The organism is Siphonobacter aquaeclarae (assembly GCF_900103285.1).
Taxonomy (GTDB): Bacteria; Bacteroidota; Bacteroidia; order Cytophagales; family Spirosomataceae; genus Siphonobacter; species Siphonobacter aquaeclarae.
Genome location: NZ_FNGS01000002.1, coordinates 236696 through 252163, shown reverse-complemented (window position 1 = coordinate 252163; position 15468 = coordinate 236696). Strand labels below are relative to the sequence as shown.

Sequence of the window (15468 nt, the reverse complement as noted above, 5' to 3'; positions counted from 1 at the left end):
AATCAGGCAATGTTTTCTTCCGGTTTGATACGATAGAAACCGGGTTTGTTGGTCCATGTCGGCCAGAAATAGTGCAACAGCACCCGGACCCTCCGGGCAAACCGGAGCTGGTTGTCCAGGTCCCGGAAGGGTGATTTCCCCTTCAGCAGGTTCACCGTCATTTTCCATCCCAGAAATACGGGCGCGAGGATCAGGTAGTTGAGCATCACCACCAGGTAAGCACCGCGGCCGTACTGTTTCCTGAGCCAGAGCAGGTTCGATACCTGCATCTGGGTATTGAAGCGGTTGACGTAGGAAACATCCTTCCGGCGGAAGGGCGAGTCGTTTGTCAGGTGTATAAAACCAAGGTCTTCGAAATAGACGAGCTTGCCGGTCTTTCCGAGCCGGTACGACCACTCCACGTCTTCCCCGTACATAAAAAAGCTCTCATCGAGCAGGCCCGCTTTCTCAGCGGCCTCCCGGCGTACGAGCATGAACGCGCCGACGAGCCAGTCGTGCTGCCGGGGATCGGCGTACTGTGTAGCGGGCAGGCATTTTTCAACGAATCCCTGGAACCGGATCGGGACAATGTAAAAGACCCGGCGAAACTCGGCAAAGCTCCGGTAAAAAGGGTGCCGGGTTCCGTCTTCATGCAATTGAAGCGGGGCAGAAGCAGTCAGCTCCGGCTCGGCGTCCATGCGCCGGACGCTCTCATCGATTACGTCGGAGCATAGCAGGGTATCGGCGTTGAGCAGCAGGTAATACCGGCCGGAGGCTTCCCGGATGGCCCGGTTGTTGGCCCGGGCAAAGCCGGCGTTATAGCCCATGTCGATCCAGGTAATAGCCGGCTCTGCCGCCAGCACACGCTCGCGGCTGTCGTCCTGAGATTCGTTGTCGACGACAATAACCTCATACGAAACCCGGCGGGTCCATTCCCGAACCGAGCGGATGGCCGCGATCGTCAGATCAGGGCATTTATAGTTGATAATCAGGATGGAAACGTCGATCACAAGGGGCATCTTCAAAACACGGCGAAAGTACGCGGCACGCGGTTCTTCCGGTCGTCACTGCCAAACAAAACAAAGGCTTTCCGGGCCGATTTTCCCGGAAATATGGAAAAACTAGCGCCGAAATAAAAATAATGTTAGGTTCCGGTTATTCCAGATCGAACGCTTCCAGCAGGGTATGAACCTGTTCGGGGGTGTTGAACATCAGTACGTCAACGATGCTCAGCCAGGGAACAAACTCCCCTCCGAACTGGGGATATTCTTCTTTCCGGGAACGGATGAAGTGAAGAATAATATCCTTTTCCGCAAACGCCGCCCGATCATACAGCTCCATCCCGCCGATGGGGTTGATGTATTCCTGTGCTCCTTCCTGAAGACAGATATCCAGGATACGCTCCGGGCCTTTGAGGTGCTGATTGGCGTAGATGGTGGAGCTGGGAACAATTTCGGTCGAAATAGAGAGGTAGTTGGCCAGCAGGGTGATGCTCACTGCTATCAGGTCGGTAATCCGGGTAGCAGGTGTTTGGAGAATCTCTTCGATGACCGGGTAGACGGCTGCATACTGCGGTGCTTTTTTATAGCTCTGCTGAAGGGTCTTCAGGAGCTTGTCCCGCCATTTCTGCGTATCGTCGATGTCGATTTCGAGGATTTTCTTGTTTTGACTCGCTTCCCGGAGGGGAATGGTAAAGAGCTGTTCCTTACCGTTGACCAGCACCTTGTTCCGGTTGATCCATCCCCGGTTGATGAACGCGACATCATCATACAGGACGAATTTGTCGACCGTCTTCAGCAACTGAAAATAGCCGATGTACGGAAACAGATAGGGTTGCATGATGGCAAGTTTCATGGGAATCCGTTAAGCGCCCGGGAGGCATTGGTTGGAAAAAAGGTCCCGGTTCAGCCGGGACCTGGTCTTATTTCAGCTTGCGGAGCCAGTAGTCTTCCGCAGGAACGATCATTTTCGCACGGGTGGCCGTTGTGGTATCGGTTCCGAGGCGGATATCACCCGGCCGGGGTTTCACGACACTGGCCGCAAAGAAGAGGTAGTCTGCTTCTTTGGGAATCGGTTGCAGGCCCCGCTCAAACGGATTGACCGGAATCAGCTTCCGCGTCAGGTTTTTGCCAAAGAGGGGATATTCGTAATCGTCGTTGATATCTGCCAGCGCTACGGTAGCATGCTCGGGAACCAGCTTTTCGAAATTCTCGTAAGCCTTCGTCATGTCTTCCCGGGCATAGGTCATGCGCTCGATCCGGCCCGCTTCGAAGGCCGAAGGGAGGCCTTTATACGGAATCGGGAGCGCCCGCTCGTTGAGGTACACCGACAAAATCGCCGAGATACAACCCAGCAATGCGACAGGAAGTACATACGCCTTGAGCAACCGGCTGCCATCTCCCGAAAGCGAATACTTCCGGTCAAACAACAACACCAGGAACGGAACTACATAGATACTCGTGCTGATAAAATACCTGCCTTTGAACGGGTCATAGGGCGCGGAATAGGCCAACGCGGCGGCATGCAGCAGCGCAGCGCCGGCGAGGAACAAATGCGGCTTGGACCGGATCACCCCGAACAGCACCAGAAAGACCAGCGGCCACATCAGGGCAAACCCGAATACGCCCCAATAAGGCAGTCCGTTTGCAAAGATGAACTCACGCTCCCAGCGGAACGGACGAATCGTAAAGTCCGTTTCCTCGCGCAGGCGGGCATGTGCTTTCTCTTCGAGCCAGATAAACGGCGCCTTAATCCAATAATTGGGACGCTCGGTCAGGCCGGGAATATTATTCAGCCCGTCGAACGACAGAAAGTCAAACCCGTACCGCAGCAAATTCCGCGTACCCTGTTCGTAAAGATTAGGGCTTGTGATACCTCCGGCGCGCTCAACAGACTGATGGCGCGTGGCCGTCGGCGGTCCGATCGGGTGGTGGTACCGCTGCACGTTCGAGATATAGCCCGAGGGCAGAGCGAAAAGAATGATACCGAGTACCGTCGCCAGAAAGAAGTGCTTGAAACGCAGCAGGGACAGCCGGACGTTCGGCAGCTCAAATGCAAATACATACACCCCGATCAGGAAGAGCGACGGGAACTGCAGGACAATGGTAATCTTATGCCCCAGCGCAATGCCAACCATCAGCCCGGCCAGGTAAAGGTACCGGCGACGGAGCGTCTGGTGATAGGAAAACAGGAAATACACCAGGCAACTGGTATAGCCCATCAGGACAATATCGGTATCGGTCGTGGTGGATTGCAGAAGTACATTCGGCAGCAGACCGAAAACCAGCGCACAGAACGTGGCGGCGGCTTTGCTGGTGTTGAGCGACCGTGCGATCCCATACGCCGACAAAACGCCGACCAGGTAGCTCAGGTAATTGATGAGCTTGAAGGCATTTTCAAGTTTCCCCGTAATCAGGTAGCTGTAAATCTGAATACCGCACACGCTCCGGGGATAGGTATCGATGTTCCAGTTGGTACCGTAAAACGGCGCCATTGTCCCGTTTTGCATGAAATACAGCAGCCGGACCAGGTGGCCGGTCATGCTGTCCCATTCATTCGGAACCGTAAAGAGTACCAGGGCAATGTTCGTAGCTGTCGTGATCGCAAACGTAATCATCAGGCTTCCGAACAGGATCTTCAGGTACACCGAGAGGGATTTGAACCAGTCCCAGGTACGCTGCAACGTACTGCCGATCAGGCTGATAACCGAGAAGGACTCATACTCCCGGATAAAAATCTTCGAAAAAAGCAGGTAAAACGAAAACGCCGGAACGAAGACAAAACCGGCCCAGAAACGGACATCCGCCGTTTTATGCAGGTATGACAGGATAAATCCGGAAACGATGACGCTTCCGGCGAAAAGGGTAAAGGCTGTCAGGATGACATCAACAAGCGACTTTCTGGCGATTTGCGTGGCGATCCGGAAACAGAAGCCGACAAACATCAGAAAGAGGAGGCGGTAAAACCAATCCCACATGTCTCAGAGATTACGGTTGATAATAGAGGCTATCCGGAGGACATCCGCTTCCGGCAGGTCAGGATACAGCGGCAGGGATAATACCCGGAGCGCCATATCCTCCGAAACAGGGCAGGCCTTGTTCACCCGGAGGAAGCTCAACGTATTCAAAGAGGGGAAAAAATAGCGGCGGGGGTAGATTTCCTCCGCGTTGAGGGCTTCACGGACACGGAGGAGCGTTTCCTCAGAGTCAAAGAAGACCGGGTAATAGGCGTAATTCCGTTCAACAGACGCCGGAATGACCGGCTGCCGGATTTTATCCCAGTTGAGATGCGCGTCATACAACTCCGTCACAAACTTCCGGTCGGCAATGATCTCGCCTACTTTCGGAAGGTTACACAGGCCCATGGCCGCGTGAAACTCCGAATTTTTCGCGTTGATACCGATGTCGTAGTAATCGTCGTTGGTATGCCCGAAACTGCGGTACAGCTTGATCTGAGCGGCCAGCTCCGCATTGGGCGTGGTGATCATACCTCCTTCGACGGTATGGAAAACCTTGGTCGCATGGAAGCTGCAGGTCGCCACGTCTCCGAAACTCAGCAGAGAACGGCCGTTCAGTTTCACACCGAAGGTATGGGCTGCGTCGTAAATGACGTGAAGGCCATGCTTGCGCGCGATGGCCTCGATCCGGTCAACATCACAGGGAATACCATAGACGTGAGTAGCCAGGATCGCCTGCGTACGCGGGGTAATGGCCGCTTCGATCGCGTCGGGATCAATGCAGAGGGTATCGGGAAGAATATCGGCAAAGACCGGAGTCGCCTTTTCCCAGACAATGACGTGCGAGGTCGCACAATAGGAAAACGGCGTCGTAATGACTTCTCCGTCAATACCCAGGGCACGAAGAGCCAGTTGCAGAACAACCGTTCCGTTCGAACAGAAATGCAGTTGTTCGAGGCCGAGGTATGACTTGAGTTTGGCTTCCAGCTCGGTCACCAGCGGGCCCTGGTTGGTCAGGTGATGACGTTCCCAGATGCCGTTGAGGTACTCGATATATTCTTCTTGAGGAGGAAGGTAGGACTTGGTGACGAAAATTTTGCTCATGCGTTAACCTCCTCTGCCTGTTCGATGGTGAAGGGGAAATGGGGACGAACCGAACCCGGCCACTTGCCATACCAGGCAATTTCTCCGCGGTAGTCTTCGATCTCGAAGATAATAGACTCCTGGAGGTGGTACAGCACGCTGGATGCGTCCTTGACGATCATCATCGTGATCGTGTACGTGCCGTCATTGAGGAAGTTGCCGGGCAGGACGGCTTCTCCGGAAATCAGGCCGGGTACGGCATCGAGCTGAGGGGAGGCGAGGTTGAAAATCGTCTCTCCGGTCATCGAATTAAAATGCAGGCTGAGGTTCAGCTTCGCTTTGTCGACATAGTTCCAGAATTCGAAACGGATCCGGACCGGCGTCCGCACATCAATGCGTTTCTGTCCCGGCGCGAGATCGGGTACGAGCTCCACTTTCCGGATACGGACCAGGTCGGTACCGGGTGCACTTTCCGGGGTGTCCCATTCGCGGCACAGGCTCGTTTTATTGATTTTGGACATGTAGTCCGCAATCACGTTACCCGTTTCGCCCATTTCGATCATCTGGCCGCGGTGCATGAAAACGGCCTTGTTACAAAGGCTCTGCACTGCCGTCAGGTTATGGCTGACGAAGAGGATCGTCCGGCCGGAGTCGGATACGTCTTTCATCTTTCCGAGACACTTGCGCTGGAATTCGGCATCGCCGACGGCAAGTACCTCGTCAATGATCATGATGTCGGGTTCAAGGTGCGCCGAGATGGCAAAGCCGAGGCGCACATACATCCCGGAAGAGTAGCGCTTGACAGGCGTATCTAGAAATTTCTCGATACCGGCAAACTCCACGATTTCATCGAAGTGTTTCCGGATTTCCGCCTGCTTCATGCCCAGGATCGAACCGTTGAGGAAGATGTTCTCCCGGCCGGTAAGCTCGGGGTGGAAACCGGTACCGACTTCCAGCAGACTCGAAATCCGGCCCCGTACGGTCACCCGCCCTTCGGTGGGTTCGGTAATGCGGCTCAGGATTTTCAGCAGTGTGGATTTCCCGGCGCCATTGTGTCCGACGATCCCTACGCGATCGCCCTGTTCGATATCAAAACTGACGTCCCGTAAGGCCCAGAATTCTTCCTTCTCCGCTTTTTCTTCCTTCACGGATCCGAAAAAAGACTTGATTCCGGAGAGGAGAGACTCTTTTAACCCGGCCGGTCCACCGTACTTGCGCTGGTGGTCGATCAGGTACTTCTTGCTAATATTTTCTACCTGTATGGATTTCATAATGGAATATCGCAACTCAAGTTCCGGCGATTTGCCTGCCGGCATTCCGGGAGATGGCTTCCGGCGGATCAGATATAATCGACGAAGCCGTTTTCGCGCTTACGGAAAAAGATAATCGAAAGTACAACAGTACTCAAAATAATAATAACACTGGGAATAAAACTTTCCCAACGGAAAGGCGCGTAACCACCCAGCAGACACCAGCGGAATCCGTCGATCAGGCCAACTACCGGATTCAGGTTATAGTACGGGTACCACCATTCTTTCTGAAGCGTAAACACAGAGTACCCAACCGGGCAGGCATAAAAGCCAAACTGAATGATAAACGGCGTCAGCTGGGAAAAGTCACGGTATTTGACGTTCATAACAGCCAGAATCAGCCCGAAGGAAAATGCTGCCAGATAGGCCAGCAGCAGAAATACCGGCGTAAAGAGCAACTGCCATGAGGGATGGAATCCGATCTTGTAGAAGTACCAGCCGTAAAGCGGGAGAAAGAGGCTGCACCCTACCAGAAAATCCACGAAGCCAACCATCACCGAGCTGGTCGGGAGGATCAGCCGCGGAAAGTATACCTTCGAAACCAGGTTGGAGTTTGCAACAATACTGCTGCTGACCTGAGCCAGTGAATTGGCAAAGAAATTCCATAACAAGACCCCGGCGAAAATCGCCAGCTTGGAAGGAACACCCGGTTCGAATTCCAGTTTGGCTACTTTTCCGAAGGCAAAAAAGAGGACGGCAGTCGTCAGGACCGGGCGGACAATACTCCATACCACACCCAGGACCGTCTGCTTGTACCGTACCGTAATATCCCGCTTGGCCAGAATCCAGAACAGCTCGGATGACTTCAGCAGTTCTGACCAGTAGGTCTTTTGAGACCGGCCGTTTTCAATAATCGTTTCCTGCATTACGCTTTCAGTTTTTTCATCATGTTCTGATACGTATTGATCAGGAACATGGAAATTAAGGCCAGAATGATACCCAGCCCGATTCCGATCTTCATCGCCCGTCCATACGGATACGGAACGGAGTCAATGGGGTAGGTGGGTTCGTCAATGATCGTCACCAGCGGGCTATCCTTGATAAGAGACGTACGGAGTGCGTCGATGTTCCGGATCGCATCCATGTAAAGTCCCTGAAGGTAGTTGGTATTCTGGAGGAGCCGCTGCTCGGAAACGCGTCCGGAGGGCATTACGACATATTGGCTCATATCCTGGGAAGCTGCCAGCTTACGTTCCGCACCCGACAGTTTCGTCAGAACGGAGTCCCGCCTGTTGACATACAGCGTCAGCAGTTCCATCGTTTTCTGATTCCTTGCTTCCCGGTAAAATTCCGTCATTTTCTGTAGCCAGGTTTCCACCAGAATTTTTGACAGCGTGTCGGAATCCGTCTTGGTCTTCAGTTCCATGAAGCTCGACTTCTTATCTACATTGTCAATTGACAGGTCAGCAGCCGCATAATCCCGAAACATATTCAGGTAGGACACCTCTACCGTTGAGTACTCTTTCAGCGGCTTATTCGGGAACCGGAATTTTCTGCCGAGGTATTCTTCGTTTTTCGTCCGACGAAGTGCTCCCGACCGGTTTTTGTAAAAATTAGCAAGGAGATCCGTGCGGCCGTTCCAGGTGATCGGGGTCATCATGACGCGGTTCCCGATTTTCTTCGAACGGAACAGCGCCAGGAAGTTCGGGCCGGAGAACATGTCGGCACTGGTCGCAGCGCCACCCATCCCGAAGGCACTGGCGAGCGTACTCATTTCATTCGACATCCCGCCGCCACTTTCCAGATTGAAAACAATTTTCGCCTGGTACTGATCGGGCGTCGCATTTACTTGATCATATAGCCAGCCAAGGAAGCCGCCAAGTACACCGAGTACAACGAGCAGCCACCAGTAGCGGATCAGGATTTTAAATACCCCCTTGATCGACTGAATGACTTTTCTGGGATCAAACGGTGGAGCCGCTTCCTGCGTGGCAATCTCACCGTTGGGAGTTAAGACCGGTTTGGGATTTTCGGATACCATTTCTTTATGCGATTGCGTGACCCGTTGCGCGGGTCAGTAGATCAATTGTTGAAGGTGCGAAGCAGAGCGACGATACTGACAAGGCCACCGAGAGCAGCACCCACCTGCGCGATACTGCCGATGATCTGGGCCGACGTAATATCGGCTACGGTACGGGTCGGAACCACGATCCGCGAACCCGGTCTCACTTCGGGATAGGAATTGAAGAACAGGAAGTGCTTTGTCTTCTTCGCAAATCCGTTGGCGTATACCACATAGGTTCGCTTCTTCACACTTCGTGACGTAAAGCCGCCCGCCCGCGAGATGTACTCTCCGAGACCTACGCCGCGGGTAAACCGGGTAGTCGTCGGTAACTGTACTTCTCCTTCGATTTTGATCGTCGGGTTGTGCTTCGGAATGCTGAGCAGGTCGCCGTCCTGAAGTACCAGGTCGATTTCCGTATGGGGCTTCGAAAGAATCTTGGCCAGATCGATACCAATCGCTTCTTCCTTGTCTTTCGTAATGACATCGGCATTCACGGCAGCCTTGCGGTTGTTGCCCGAAATCTCATTGAGCGTACGCTGCTGCTGGTCAATCTCCGTTTTGGAGAGCTTGCTGCGGCGGATCAGGCTGGCGCCATCCACATACGCGTACAGCGTCAGGCCGCCGGCGCGCTTCACCAGGTCTGAAATACGTTCATCGCGGTCGATGAGGCTGTATTCTCCGCGACGGAGTACTTCCCCTTCGACTTTCACCGACTGGTTTTCCTCGAAGTTCGGAGAAGTCCGGACGTACACGATGTCAAACGGCTGAAGCTTGAACTGGGACGCGTCTTCTGTCAGGCGCAGATCCCGGCTGATGCCAAAGTTGTACCGTTCGCCGAGGGTCGAGTTGACATCTTTCGGGTCGTCAGACAGCAGGTGTTTCGGGCGGACTACTTCGATGTGATTCGGAGACGCCGCCGCACGCAGGTTACCGGCTTTGATGATCAGGTCTTCCACGGTCATCCCTTCGAACCAGGGGAAGTAACCTTTGTTGGTATCGGCCTGTACGTTATTGACCTCCCCGAGAATGCGGACGATCAGCCCTTCCCGGAGTTTGGTTACATTCAGAATTTCCAGGCGGTCAAGTGGCTTGAGAACCACGTTGGTATCCTTGCCTTCGAGAATGCGGCCGAGGTTGACAGAGATCAGCTCTTCCGTCATATCATCCTTCTGACGGTACAGCGAAGCGCGGCCGAGGAAGGCCTCGCGAGTCGGACCTTCCGCACGCTTGACGAGGTCTTTGACCGTCGGATTCCGATCCAGCGGGTAAGCTCCCGGCATGTATACGCTCCCGGAAATCGTCACCATATTGAGTTCACGCTCGGGCACCTTGTTGATACCGACACGGTCGCCGTTGATGACTTCAAACTTCCGTACTTCCGAATCCGCTACATCAAGGAACTTGCGGCCGTTGGACGTAATCCGCTGAACTGTAATAACATTGCGGTAGGCATCTTCCACGAAACCGCCGGCATAGTCGAGCAGGTTGCCCAGGTTCTCACCCGGGAGGAGTTCGAAATAGCCGGTTTTCTTGGTTCCGGCAACGAGTTCGATGCGGGATTTGTAGGGAGGAATCTGAATAACATCGTCGTCCCGCAGGCTGATATCGTTGATACGCAGACCTTTGGTGAGGTATTGATAGAGGTCGATCCGGCGAATGACAGAGTCCTGGCCGAACTTATTCCGGCGGATGAGGTTGATCATCCGGAAGGAACCGGATTCCGTCGGGCCGCCGGAGAAATAAAGCGCATTCATTACCGTCGCGAGCGAAGGCAGGGTAAACGTTCCCGGGTTGACTACTTCGCCGACGAAGTTGATCCGGATACTGCGGATATCCCCGATGCGGACGCTGAGGTCCATGCCCCGGCCAAGCGGGTAAATATTCGCCAGTTTGCCGTAAAGGCGTTCGGTAGCCGCCTCGATCGTCATGCCAGACAGGAATACCGGTCCGACCTGCGGAATCAGAATTGTACCTTCGGGGGTAATTTTCTGCGTAATGCTGACGTCTTTAAACTGCGTTCCGTACAGGTTGAGAATCAATTGATCCCCTGCGCCGAGAATATATCCTTTCGGCGTCGGGATGTTGGTAACCGGAACGAAATCAAGGCTTTTATTGGTGAAGATGTCAGCACCGAAAATTTTCAGTTTTTTAACCGCTTTTTCGGGATCTTCTTCCTGAATGCGAAGCAGGCGGACAGAGTCCTGACGGGCCTTCGCCCGCGGATCGTCTACCACTACGTTGCGGTTTTTCGACTGATCGGTGATCGTCGTATTACCCGGCACCGGCGCCTGCGTCTGCGGAATGGTCGTATTCTGCTGCGGGAAATTGGGAATGACCTGCGACCGGGCCTGACCGGCCATCAGCAGCAGCACAAAAAGAATGACAGAATGGAAAGAGATTCGGGACGCTCGCTCAAAAAGAAAAGATTTCATCAGGTCACTGGACCGAACGGGAAGCAGCATTTCGATTCTTTTTAGGTGAAAATTGAGTTTTTTCCGGAAGGGCTGAACAATATCAAACACAGTCGAAAGCTAGTTTTAAGGATCGGAGTAAGTATATCCAAGCTCGATTAGCGCACAAAGTAAAGCACTAAATTAGAATTTCCGGATACCGCTTGCAGAATTAACATTTGCCTAAAATGGAGTTGGGAGTGTGATTAAAATTGAACAAATCCTATTTTTGAAGAACGAAAGGACCCGCTTACAAATTGACTCATGGCCGAACAAAAGTTAGTTGAATACACCGAAGACAGCATCCGATCGCTTGACTGGAAAGAACATATCCGGCTTCGTCCGGGGATGTACATCGGGAAGCTCGGAGACGGATCTTCGGCTGATGATGGTATATACGTCCTCGTCAAAGAGGTTATCGACAACTGTATCGACGAGCACGTGATGGGATTTGGAAAAGTGATCGAAGTAAAGATCGCCGAACACCGTGTCGAAGTCCGCGATTATGGCCGGGGCATCCCCCTCGGGAAAGTGGTGGACGTCGTCTCGAAGATCAATACCGGCGGTAAATACGACTCCGGCGCGTTTCAGAAATCGGTCGGGCTCAACGGCGTCGGTACCAAGGCGGTCAACGCACTTTCCAGCTATTTCCGGGTACAGGCCGTGCGCGACGGACAGGCCAAATGGGCCGAGTTCAACCGCGGAGAGCTCGTCGCCGAGTCGGAAGGTACGCTCGAAACAAAAGAACGGAACGGCACAATTGTCATCTTCGAACCGGACAATACCGTTTTCAAGAATTATCATTTCATCCCCCAGTACCTCGAAAAGCAAATCTGGAATTACGCCTACCTGAACGCCGGACTGACGCTCCAGTTCAACGGTCAGAAGTATGTTGCCCAGCGTGGATTGCTGGATCTGCTTGAGCGCCAGACCGACGCCGAGTCGGTCCGCTACCCGATTATCCACCTCAAGGGGCCGGATATCGAAATCGCGATGACGCATGGCAACCAGTACGGGGAAGAGTACTATTCCTTCGTCAACGGGCAGAATACAACAATGGGAGGTACCCACCTCGCCGCTTTCAAGGAAGCGCTGGTTCGTACCTGCCGGGAATTTTTCAAAAAGGACTACGCGCCGGAAGACGTCCGGTCGAGTATCTCCGCCGCGATTTCGTTGCGGGTGCAGGAACCGGTCTTCGAGTCCCAGACCAAAACAAAACTGGGTTCGGTGAATATGGCGCCGGATCCGAGCTCGCCGACGGTCCGCGGCTATGTCGTCGACTTTCTGAAAACCGAGCTCGATAACTTCCTCCATAAAAATCCGGCGGTTGCGGAGGCGATGAAAAAGCGGATTGAGCAGTCGGAACGTGAGCGGAAGGAAATTGCCGGTATCAAAAAGCTCGCCAACGAGCGCGCCAAGAAAGCCAGCGTTCACAACAAGAAGCTGCGCGACTGCCGCATTCACCTGCCGGATGCCAAGTCGGAAGACCGTCTGGATACCACCTTGTTTATCACCGAAGGGGATTCTGCTTCCGGTTCCATTACCAAATCGCGTAATGTGCAAACGCAGGCCGTATTCAGCCTCCGCGGAAAGCCGCTCAACAGTTTCGGACTGACGAAGAAGGTTGTATACGAAAACGAAGAGTTTAATCTCCTGCAGCACGCACTGGATATCGAGGACGGGCTGGATGGCCTTCGCTTCAACCGGATCGTGGTGGCGACAGACGCCGACGTAGACGGCATGCACATCCGCCTGCTGCTGCTGACGTTTTTCCTGCAGTTTTTCCCGGATCTGGTACGCAACGGGCACCTGTACATCCTCGAAACGCCGCTGTTCCGCGTCCGGAATCCGAAAAAGCACGAGGATACGATCTACTGTTATTCGGAAGAAGAGAAACAGGCGGCCATTAAGAAGCTTTCGACCGGCGGCCGAAAAGTGGAAATTACCCGTTTCAAAGGCCTTGGTGAAATTTCTCCGGACGAGTTTGGCAAGTTCATCGGAGAAGATATGCGGCTCGAACCGGTCATCCTCCAGAAGGAATCGGCCATTCCGAAGCTGCTGAGCTACTACATGGGTAAGAATACACCCGACCGGCAGAAGTTCATCATCGATAACCTGATTGTCGAGCGCGACGAAGCCGAAGAAATAGCGGAAGTGGCGTAAGGCGATAAGCTATAGGCATTAAGCGACAGGCCGGGACGGACGCTTTTGACGAAGCGATCGTTTTCCGGTCTGTCGCTTTTGTTTTTTCAACGTACCGTCAGTCTCCCGACGCTTACTGTCTATCACTTAACACTTACCGGCCTGTCACTTTTACTTTTTTCCAGCGTACCGTTTAAGTCCCGGCGCCTACTGCCTATAGCTTACCGCTTACAGCTTAACGCTTAGCCTTTCGCTCCCCCCATCACCCCCGATACTGACATTTATTTTTCCAATCGGTGACTTTACGGCAGTATGCTGTTTCCCGATCCCCTCTATCTTTGCGAAAACTTAAATCAATAGTCAGTTATGGATCATACACTAGAAGCCCGGCCGAAATTGATGGATTTAGATACATTCAGAGAGGAAATGGATACGAAGGGATGGGTCATTTTCCACGAAGTACTGGAAGATGATTTCCGCCGGGAACTGATTGCTGCTCAGGACGACGCGACGGAAAAATGCCGTCAGGTTCAGATCAAAAATAACGTAGTCAACCGGACGGAGGGAACTTCCCACCACCTCGTGGTTTTCGAAGGCCCGTTCCTGAAGTTTGTCGAAGAAATGCCCCTCCACGAGTACCTGACGGCGTATTTCGATAACGGTCCGTACATCCTGAACTCGTTCGGAGGTGTGATGAACCTGAAGTCGGAGCTTTCGTATGTCGGGAACGTTCACCGCGACATCCGTACCTGGAGCGGCGACCTGCACCTGATGCTCAACATGCTGGTCATGCTCGATGACTTTACCGCGGAAAACGGCGCTACCTGGTTCCTCGGAGGATCTCATAAATATGCGGAGAAGCCGAGTGACGAAGAGTTCTTCAAAGATGCCAAGCAGGCCATTGCCAAAAAAGGCAGTATCGTCCTCTTCAACTCGAATGTCTGGCATGCTGCCGGGGTCAACAAAACGAATGACATCCGCCGCGGCCTGACGCCGATGTTTACCAAGCCCTTTTTCAAGCCGCAGTTCGATTATCCGCGTCATTTCGGCTATGACCGCGAATTTTCGCCCCTTGCGAAGCAATTGCTCGGCTATAACGCCCGTATCCCGGCCTCGCTCGACGAGTGGTACCAGGTTCCGGAAAAACGTCTTTACCTGCCCGGCCAAGGTTAATTTTGCCTAACTTGCCGGTTCAAAGGCTAATGCCTGCTTACTCCCTTCCCGTTGGTACAGCCTGCGGGAGGGGATTTCCCATTTATCAAATTCAACCAAGATCATGGATCAAACGCTTCAGACCGAATACGAGAATCTGAACAAAATCGCCACCAACTACGACGACTACGAGTTCGACCGTCGCATGCGTCACTACATGATGCGCACGCTCGAGCCGTTCATGCGGGAAGGAAAGGCCCTCGAACTGGGCTGTATGTATGGTGAGTTTACCAGCATTCTCTCGGCGCGTTTTGACGACCTGACTGTTGTGGATGCCGCGGAGGAATTCCTCGCCATCACCCGCAGCCGCGTCGGTGACAAAGTGAAGTTTATCAACGGCCTGTTCGAGACGTTCGAAACGGACGAAAAATACGACGCCATCTTTATCATGCACGTGCTCGAACACCTGATCAATCCGGTGGAAATTCTGGCACGTGTGAAGAATTTCCTGACGCCGACCGGCCGTCTGTTCCTCATCGTCCCCAACGCTAACGCCGGCTCCCGGCAGATCGCGGTCAAAATGGGGTACCTGACGCACAACGCAGCCCTGACGCCGGCGGATGTCAAACACGGTCACCGGATTACGTACTCGCTCGATACGTTTGAAAAAGACGTACTCGAAGCCGGGTTGAAAGTGGCGCACCGCGGCGGGATTTTCTTCAAAGGACTGGCAAACTTCCAGCTCGACAAGGCCCTGGAACTCGGGGTTATTGACGATGCCTACATGGAAGGCTGCTTCCAGCTGGGTATGGTCTACCCGGATCTTTGCAGCAGTATCTACATCGTTGCGGAAAACAAATGATCTGGCTGCGGGAAATTGTAGCCGAGGACGTTCCGGCGATCAACCGCTGGCGGAATGATCCCGAGATTATCCGCTACCTGACAAACCAGTTCCGGTTTATCGGCCCTGAGGTCGACCGGAACTGGTTTTCGTATTACCTCCAGCACCGGGATCAGGCCGTACGGCTGGCCATCGTGGATACCGATACGCTGATCGGAACAGTTCAGCTCACCCAGATTGACCGGGTAAACCAGCAGGCGGAGTACAGTATTATGATCGGGGAGAAGGACCGGCAGTCGAAAGGAGCCGGTACACTGGCTACCCGGCGTATCCTGGAACACGCTTTTCAGGACCTGAACCTGAATCGTATCTACCTGACCGTACTGCCCGGTAACGAGCGTGCGATCCGTCTGTACGAATCTTTTGGTTTTCAGCGGGAAGGACTGCTCCGTCAGGCCGTATTCAAAGACGGACAGTTTACCGATTTGCTCGGCATGAGCCTGTTGCGCCATGAGTACCGGCATCCCTGATCCCGGCGCTCATTTCTGATT

Annotated in this window: 12 protein-coding genes; 4 read left to right on the top strand and 8 right to left on the bottom strand. The window is 53.5% G+C overall.

The window, feature by feature from the left end; genetic code table 11:
- Positions 1–2 precede the first annotated feature (2 nt).
- The 8 genes from BLR09_RS04535 to BLR09_RS04500 all read right to left on the bottom strand — a co-directional run bounded on the left by BLR09_RS04535 (position 3) and on the right by BLR09_RS04500 (position 10764).
- Positions 3–998: a glycosyltransferase family 2 protein gene (locus BLR09_RS04535; RefSeq protein WP_245689866.1), complete on the bottom strand. Its 996-nt coding sequence runs from the start codon at positions 996–998 to the stop codon at positions 3–5.
- Between the two features lie 136 nt (positions 999–1134).
- A complete protein-coding gene (locus BLR09_RS04530; RefSeq protein WP_093198383.1) occupies positions 1135–1833 on the bottom strand; it encodes a WbqC family protein in 699 nt (232 codons plus the stop codon).
- A gap of 67 nt (positions 1834–1900) precedes the next feature.
- Positions 1901–3955 carry an ArnT family glycosyltransferase gene (locus tag BLR09_RS04525; protein ID WP_176785450.1) on the bottom strand — a complete coding sequence of 685 codons (2055 nt, stop codon included), beginning with the start codon at positions 3953–3955 and terminating at the stop codon, positions 1901–1903.
- Positions 3956–3958: 3 nt separating this feature from the next.
- A complete protein-coding gene (locus BLR09_RS04520) occupies positions 3959–5038 on the bottom strand; it encodes a DegT/DnrJ/EryC1/StrS family aminotransferase (RefSeq protein ID WP_093198381.1) in 1080 nt (359 codons plus the stop codon).
- Positions 5035–6288, bottom strand: coding sequence for an ABC transporter ATP-binding protein (locus tag BLR09_RS04515; RefSeq protein ID WP_093199635.1), 1254 nt, complete (start codon positions 6286–6288; stop codon positions 5035–5037). Before BLR09_RS04515 ends, BLR09_RS04520 begins: the two co-directional genes overlap by 4 nt.
- A gap of 68 nt (positions 6289–6356) precedes the next feature.
- Positions 6357–7193 (bottom strand): ABC transporter permease, encoded by an 837-nt coding sequence (locus tag BLR09_RS04510; RefSeq protein WP_093198379.1) that lies wholly within the window; start codon positions 7191–7193, stop codon positions 6357–6359.
- On the bottom strand, positions 7193–8308 hold the full coding sequence (locus tag BLR09_RS04505; protein ID WP_093198376.1) for a hypothetical protein: 1116 nt from the start codon (positions 8306–8308) through the stop codon (positions 7193–7195). The genes BLR09_RS04510 and BLR09_RS04505 overlap by 1 nt, the downstream gene beginning before the upstream one ends.
- 41 nt (positions 8309–8349) lie before the next feature.
- Positions 8350–10764, bottom strand: a complete 2415-nt coding sequence (locus BLR09_RS04500; RefSeq protein ID WP_176785449.1) for a polysaccharide biosynthesis/export family protein — start codon at positions 10762–10764, stop codon at positions 8350–8352.
- A 282-nt stretch (positions 10765–11046) separates the two neighbouring features.
- On the opposite strand from BLR09_RS04500, the gene BLR09_RS04495 reads away from it, so the two are divergent.
- The 4 genes from BLR09_RS04495 to BLR09_RS04480 all read left to right on the top strand — a co-directional run bounded on the left by BLR09_RS04495 (position 11047) and on the right by BLR09_RS04480 (position 15447).
- Positions 11047–12945 carry a DNA topoisomerase IV subunit B gene (locus tag BLR09_RS04495; protein WP_093198370.1) on the top strand — a complete coding sequence of 633 codons (1899 nt, stop codon included), beginning with the start codon at positions 11047–11049 and terminating at the stop codon, positions 12943–12945.
- A 345-nt stretch (positions 12946–13290) separates the two neighbouring features.
- Positions 13291–14097: a phytanoyl-CoA dioxygenase family protein gene (locus BLR09_RS04490; RefSeq protein ID WP_093198368.1), complete on the top strand. Its 807-nt coding sequence runs from the start codon at positions 13291–13293 to the stop codon at positions 14095–14097.
- A 103-nt stretch (positions 14098–14200) separates the two neighbouring features.
- Positions 14201–14938, top strand: coding sequence for a class I SAM-dependent methyltransferase (locus tag BLR09_RS04485; protein WP_093198365.1), 738 nt, complete (start codon positions 14201–14203; stop codon positions 14936–14938).
- Entirely contained in the window at positions 14935–15447 is a 513-nt protein-coding gene (locus BLR09_RS04480; protein WP_093198363.1) for a GNAT family N-acetyltransferase, read from the top strand. The genes BLR09_RS04485 and BLR09_RS04480 overlap by 4 nt, the downstream gene beginning before the upstream one ends.
- The last annotated feature ends 21 nt before the right edge of the window (positions 15448–15468 follow it).

What these genes read in the sequence shown, in the direction of transcription:
- BLR09_RS04485 (WP_093198365.1), top strand. Translation starts at nt 14,201, where the DNA reads ATGGATCAAACGCTTCAGACCGAATACGAGAATCTGAACAAAATCGCC.
- BLR09_RS04520 (WP_093198381.1), bottom strand. Translation starts at nt 5,038, where the DNA reads ATGAGCAAAATTTTCGTCACCAAGTCCTACCTTCCTCCTCAAGAAGAA.
- BLR09_RS04480 (WP_093198363.1), top strand. Translation starts at nt 14,935, where the DNA reads ATGATCTGGCTGCGGGAAATTGTAGCCGAGGACGTTCCGGCGATCAAC.
- BLR09_RS04530 (WP_093198383.1), bottom strand. Translation starts at nt 1,833, where the DNA reads ATGAAACTTGCCATCATGCAACCCTATCTGTTTCCGTACATCGGCTAT.
- BLR09_RS04500 (WP_176785449.1), bottom strand. Translation starts at nt 10,764, where the DNA reads ATGAAATCTTTTCTTTTTGAGCGAGCGTCCCGAATCTCTTTCCATTCT.
- BLR09_RS04525 (WP_176785450.1), bottom strand. Translation starts at nt 3,955, where the DNA reads ATGTGGGATTGGTTTTACCGCCTCCTCTTTCTGATGTTTGTCGGCTTC.
- BLR09_RS04535 (WP_245689866.1), bottom strand. Translation starts at nt 998, where the DNA reads ATGCCCCTTGTGATCGACGTTTCCATCCTGATTATCAACTATAAATGC.
- BLR09_RS04510 (WP_093198379.1), bottom strand. Translation starts at nt 7,193, where the DNA reads ATGCAGGAAACGATTATTGAAAACGGCCGGTCTCAAAAGACCTACTGG.
- BLR09_RS04490 (WP_093198368.1), top strand. Translation starts at nt 13,291, where the DNA reads ATGGATCATACACTAGAAGCCCGGCCGAAATTGATGGATTTAGATACA.
- BLR09_RS04515 (WP_093199635.1), bottom strand. Translation starts at nt 6,288, where the DNA reads ATGAAATCCATACAGGTAGAAAATATTAGCAAGAAGTACCTGATCGAC.
- BLR09_RS04505 (WP_093198376.1), bottom strand. Translation starts at nt 8,308, where the DNA reads ATGGTATCCGAAAATCCCAAACCGGTCTTAACTCCCAACGGTGAGATT.
- BLR09_RS04495 (WP_093198370.1), top strand. Translation starts at nt 11,047, where the DNA reads ATGGCCGAACAAAAGTTAGTTGAATACACCGAAGACAGCATCCGATCG.